Origin of the sequence: Dietzia sp. CQ4, assembly GCF_014145125.1 — a bacterium.
GTDB lineage: Bacteria > Actinomycetota > Actinomycetes > Mycobacteriales > Mycobacteriaceae > Dietzia > Dietzia natronolimnaea.
Map to the genome: position 1 here is coordinate 1 of NZ_JAALDZ010000265.1, position 4,850 is coordinate 4,850.

General features: G+C 70.5%; 3 protein-coding genes. 1 reads left to right on the top strand and 2 read right to left on the bottom strand.

The window, feature by feature from the left end; translation table 11 throughout:
• Positions 1–44: 44 nt before the first annotated feature.
• Together G6031_RS19105 and G6031_RS14375 are read right to left on the bottom strand one after the other, a co-directional pair.
• On the bottom strand, positions 45–683 hold the full coding sequence (locus G6031_RS19105) for a TetR/AcrR family transcriptional regulator (RefSeq protein WP_182653608.1): 639 nt from the start codon (positions 681–683) through the stop codon (positions 45–47).
• Complete coding sequence (locus tag G6031_RS14375; protein WP_182653609.1) at positions 676–3,198, bottom strand: MMPL family transporter; 2,523 nt, start codon at positions 3,196–3,198, stop codon at positions 676–678. The genes G6031_RS19105 and G6031_RS14375 overlap by 8 nt, the downstream gene beginning before the upstream one ends.
• A 201-nt stretch (positions 3,199–3,399) precedes the next feature.
• Here G6031_RS14375 and G6031_RS14380 point away from each other — a divergent pair, with 201 nt between their 5' ends.
• On the top strand, positions 3,400–4,794 hold the full coding sequence (locus tag G6031_RS14380) for an MBL fold metallo-hydrolase (RefSeq protein WP_182653610.1): 1,395 nt from the start codon (positions 3,400–3,402) through the stop codon (positions 4,792–4,794).
• Positions 4,795–4,850: the final 56 nt, after the last annotated feature.

Sequence of the window (4,850 nt, forward strand, 5' to 3'; positions counted from 1 at the left end):
GGGGCGGACGGCGAGGTGGTCGGCTGCGGACCGGTCGGCCCGCCCTAGGCCGAACCCCGCTGGTCCGGACCGCCCCCGAACTCCCGCCCGGTCCCGCGCCCGAGGAGGTCGAAGGCCTCGTCGAGGTAGACGGTCGGGTCGTGCTCCGCTGCGTCGCGGCCCGGTTCTCCCGCGAGCGGCTGGCGCCTGAGCACCGACGCCCCGGCCGCCAGTCCCAGGTCCACGAGCACGCGGACCCGGAACACGCTCAGGTGGGGCGCCCGGCGGCCGACCGCCTCGTACAACGGGTCGAGGATGCTCTCGGCACAGGGACGCTCCTCGTTGCCCATCAACAACATGACCTGTTCGCCGACCACGAGGAGGTTCTCCGCCGCGACGATGTCGTCCTCAGAGCGGCCGTAGGACTCCCGGAAGATCGAGCGCAGGACGTCGAGCGGCGACATCCCCGCCGGCGCCTGGTCGACCCTCCGGACCCATTCGGCGACCTGCTCGCGGAGGAAGTGGACGAACGCGTCCTCGCGGTGGGCGAAGTAGTTGTGGAAGGTGCGGGTGGAGACCCCGGCCCGGTCGGCGATGGCCGAGACCGTCGCCCCCTCCGCGCCCTCGGCCACCAGGAGCTCGACCGCGGCCACCGAGAGGCGGGTGAGGGTGTCGGCCTTCTTGCGCTCCCGGAGGCTAGCCATCTGTCCGCGTACCGGTACCACCGCCACCGTCCGGGTCGGCGTGCCCGCCGCGCGCCTCGTGCCGGCCCGCCCCCGGGGACTGCTCGGCGACGGTGTCGGCCGAGTGTCGGCCGCCGACGAGTGCCGATTCGCGGTGGGCGCCGCCGTCGGTGTCCTCGCCGTCCGTGGCGGTGCTCGTCCCCTGCTGCGCGGACTCGTCCGCGGTCTCCAGCGCCGACCCCTCGACGTCGACGGTGGGGAGGAGTCTGTCCAGCCACCGGGGCAGACCCCAGGCCCGCTCGCCGAGGAGGAACATCACGGCCGGGATGATGGTCATGCGCACCACGAACGCGTCGAACAGCACGGCGATCGCCAGCGCGAAGCCCATCACCTTGATGAACTGCTCGTCGATCGTCATGAAGGCGGCGAAGACGCTGATCATGATCAACGCGGCGGCGGTGACGACGCGCGCCCCGTGTTTGAAGCCGTTGGCGACCGCGTTGTGTGCGGTCTTGCCGTGCACCCACCCCTCGCGCATCCTCGTGACCAGGAACACCTGGTAGTCCATCGCCAGACCGAACACGATGCCGATGAGCATGATCGGCAGGAAGCTGATGACGGGTTGCGGATCGGAGATGATCCCGCCCCAGCCCTCCTGCCAGATCGCCACGGTGACGCCGAAGGTCGCCGCGACCGAGAGGCCGAAGCCCAGCGCCGCGATCAGCGGCACCCAGATCGACCGGAACACCAGCATGAGCAGGATGAACGCGAGCGCCAACACGATGGCGATGTACGGCAGCAGCACCTCGGTGAGGCGTTCGGAGATGTCCTCGTAGATCGGGGTGACGCCGGTGACGGAGTAGGTGCCCCCGGTCTCCTGTTCGAAGGCCGCGACCCCGGACCTGATCTCCGCGAGCACGTCCGCGGCCCGCTCGTCGGTCGCACCGTACTCGGGCGTGACGAGGAGTTGGGCGGCGTCGCCCGCCTCGTTGGTCACGATGATCTGCGCGTTCTGCACTCCGTCGAGCGCCTGGATGTCCGCCGCGGCGGTGGCCCACGCGGCCGGACGCTCTTCCTCCGCCACATCGAGCGTGTCCACGAAGGCGATCATGGGGGCGTTGCGACCGGGACCGAACGCCTCGTCGGTCATGTCGTAGGCCACGCGGTTCGGGGTGTCCGGGGCCATCGTGCCGTCGGACGGCATGGCCAGTCGCAGCTGCACGGCCGGCAGGGCCAGCAGGACGAGCAGCAGGACACCGGCGGTCGCGAAGAACACGGGACGGGCGCGGATGCGGCGCACCCACGTCAGGCCCATCGTCGGCTTCTCGTCCTCCGGGTCGGGAGCCTTGACGCCCTTGACGCGGGCCGCGAAGAGCCTGGTCCCGACGGCACCGAGGATGGCGGGCAGCAGCGTGATGGCGACCAGGACCGCGATCGCGACGGTCGCCGCGGCGGACAGCGCCATCGCGGTGAGGAACGGGATGTTGATGATCGACAGGGCCGCGAGGGCGACGAGCACGGTGAGTCCGGCGAAGACGACCGCGGAGCCGGCCTTGCCGACCGCCAGCCCGGCGAGGTGCGCGCGCTGCCTGGCGTCGATGGTCTTGAGCTTCTCCGCGAGTTCGGCCGGTTCGAGGTCGTTCCCCCCGATGTGTTTGACCAGCTCGGTGCGGAACCGGGAGACGATGAACAGCGCGTAGTCGATGCCCACGGCGAGACCGATCATGGACGCCAGGGTCGGCGTCATGGTGTTGATCGTGTCCGTGAAGGCGGTGGCCGCGAAGATGCCCGCGATGCCGATCCCGACGCCGATGATCCCGGTGAGCAGCGGCATCCCCGCGGCGATCAGCGAACCGAAGGTGACGAGGAGGATCACCGCCGCCACCGCGATGCCGATGAGCTCGCCGATGGCGCTGATCTCGGACATCTGGAAGGCGTTCCCGGAGTACGCGATGGTCAGGTCGCCCTCGTGCCCGGCCACGACGTCCGCGAAGGCGTCGCGGTCCTCGGCGTCGATGTCCATGGTCGTCTCGGCCGCGAACAGGACCTGGACGGTGCCGGTCGTCTCGTCCGCGCTGAGCGGGCTCAGGGCCGCGATGTCGGCCTCGATCTGCTCCTGCGGGATCTCCTGGGCGGCCTTGGCCTCGGTCAGCTGCTGGGACAGCCCCTCGGCGGCGATGACCGGGTTGACGATCGCGTCGGTGTCGGCGAGGAAGTCCAGCTCCCGCACCTGTGCGAGGAATGCGTCGACGTCCTCCGTCACCGCCGGATCGGTGAGGGTGCTGCCCTCCGGGGCCCGGATGACCACTGTCCCCGTGGGGGCGTCGAGTTGGTCCCCCGCCCCGGCGAACCGCTCCTGCATCTCCTCCTGGGTCTCGATCGACTCCAGGCCCGGGATCGAGAAGGTGGTGCTGGTCTGCTGCGACATCGTGGCCGCGGCGGTGCCGACGCCGACGATCAACAGCATCCAGGCCGCGATGAACCGCCACCTGAACAGATAGGCGGACCGCCCGATGCGGTAGAGGAATGACGCCATGCGCTGGCTCCTGGTGCGTAGGTGCGGGAAGCGGAACCCTCGCAGTTTTGCACGGCCACTGCACCATTGCACAGCCTGTGCAACCACGTGTGGCGAACGCCACCCTGCCCGGATGCGCCGCCCGCCTTGTCGATACCCCCCGGGGTATGTACAGTCGTGGCACACCCCTCGCAGGGAACACCGACCGACAAGGAGAGCACCATGCTTCTCGAACGCATCTACGACGAGGACCTCGCCCAGGCCGGCTACTTCATCGGCTGCCAGGCCAAGGGGGAGGCCGTGGTGGTCGACGCCCGCCGCGACATCCGCGAGTACCTGGACCTGGCCGCCCGTCACGGCATGACCATCACCGCGGTCACCGAGACCCACATCCACGCCGACTACCTGTCCGGCACCCGCGAACTCGCGGCCGCCACCGGGGCGACCGTCTACGTCTCCGGCGAGGGCGGTGACGACTGGCAGTACCGCTTCGCCGCGGAGCGCCTGTACCACGGCGACCGGCTGACACTCGGCAACATCACCGTCGAGGCCGTGCACACCCCGGGCCACACGCCGGAGCACCTGTCGTTCCTCATCACCGACGGCGCGTTCGCCGATACCCCCGGGTACATGCTGACCGGCGACTTCGTCTTCTCCGGCGACCTCGGCCGGCCCGACCTGCTCGACGAAGCGGCGGGCGGGGTCGACACCCGTTTCGCCGGCGCCAAGCAGATCTTCCGGAGCCTGAAGGACTCGTTCGTCACGCTGCCGGACCACGTCCAGGTCTTCCCGGGCCACGGCTCGGGCAGCGCCTGCGGCAAGGCGCTCGGCGCGCTTCCGTCGACCAGCGTCGGGTACGAGCGTCGATACGCGTGGTGGGCGGGGTACGTCAACGACGACGACGAGGAGGGCTTCGTCTCCGAACTCCTCGACGGCCAGCCGGACGCGCACGCGTACTTCGGGCGGATGAAGCGACAGAACCGGCAGGGTCCGGACGTCCTCGGACCGCTGGCCCCGCTGCGCCGTTACGACTCCGCGGAGGTGGCCGACGCCCTCGAGACGAACGAGGTCGTCGTCGTCGACACCCGCGGCCAGGACGAGGTCCACGCGGGCACCGTCCCCGGCTCGCTCAACATCCCCGGCGTCGACAAGGCCGCCTCCTTCGGCGCCTGGGTCTACGACCCCGAGAAGGAGGACACGCCCCTGGTGGTCCTGGCCGAGGACGTCGAGATGGCCGAGGCGTTGCGGGATCACCTGCTGCGGGTCGGCATCGACACCGTCACCGGCTACACCACCGGCCTCGAGGGTCTGCCCATGACGACCCCCGAGATGATCGGGCCCGACGAGCTGGACGCGTTCGACGCCGCCATGGTCCTGGACGTGCGGAACAAGACCGAGCACTCCGAGGGTCACATCCCGGGCTCCGACCAGCTCAGCGGCGGCCGGCTCCTGTGGAACCTCGACCGGCTCCCGACCGACGGGCCGATCGTGACGTACTGCCAGAGCGGCGTCCGCAACTCGGTCGCGGCCAGTGCGCTGCGTCGCGCCGGCTACCACGTGGTCGAGCTCGAGGGCAGCTACGCCGCCTGGTCCGAGCGCACCCTCGTCTCCGCCTGAGCGGACCCACCGCACACCCCGGGGGCCGGACCACCCGTCCGGCCCCCGGCCCCGCG

Bases quoted from the DNA above. Each gene is read 5' to 3' on its own strand.
- G6031_RS19105 (WP_182653608.1), bottom strand. From the start codon at position 683: ATGGCTAGCCTCCGGGAGCGCAAGAAGGCCGACACCCTCACCCGCCTC.
- G6031_RS14375 (WP_182653609.1), bottom strand. From the start codon at position 3,198: ATGGCGTCATTCCTCTACCGCATCGGGCGGTCCGCCTATCTGTTCAGG.
- G6031_RS14380 (WP_182653610.1), top strand. From the start codon at position 3,400: ATGCTTCTCGAACGCATCTACGACGAGGACCTCGCCCAGGCCGGCTAC.